The sequence below is a fragment of the Vibrio sp. 1249-1 genome (genome assembly GCF_033340495.1).
Genome location: NZ_JAWOWJ010001045.1, coordinates 1 through 544, shown reverse-complemented (window position 1 = coordinate 544; position 544 = coordinate 1). Strand labels below are relative to the sequence as shown.

Sequence of the window (544 nt, the reverse complement as noted above, 5' to 3'; positions counted from 1 at the left end):
AAAAGCGCCTACTTCAGGCGCTTTTTTATTGCGGTTTAGGAATCGCGACAGTCACTCAATTACTGGTTGGTTGGCCACATCTCTTCCCATTTTACTGATTCCATGTTGTCTTCGATGCTATCTGGCGTTTGAGCAAAAAAGTCTAATCCAGTTTGACGTTCAACTTCGTCAATGGTGGTAATAAAGTTGGCTAACTCAGAGCTTGAAACATCACGATGCGGGACAATGAACGCAATGGCTTCATCAAAGCTTGGATCAAGAATGACTTTGTAAAATGCGCTCGGGATCACCACGCCATTACCGATTGTTCCTTCGTTACCTTGGTAAATCGGTCCGGTCACCACATAAAGCTCATTGTACTCATTGGCGAGATCACGAACATGTTCTTCTAGAACGCGCCAACCAACTCGGTTAAACCCCGGCAGTTGAGGTGACATGTTGCTCATCAAAAAGCTTTGCTTCATTGACTCTTGGGTGAAATCCATTGTCGCTGACGGCGCAAGGTGCCCTCTGTCGTATCCTGAGCCTTTGTAGTCCGCTAGGG

At 46.5% G+C, this 544-nt stretch carries 1 protein-coding gene; it reads right to left on the bottom strand.

The window, feature by feature from the left end:
* Positions 1-59: 59 nt before the first annotated feature.
* Positions 60-544: DNA/RNA non-specific endonuclease (locus R7Z50_RS30370; protein ID WP_318150133.1), on the bottom strand; the 485-nt coding region annotated here is incomplete at its 5' end.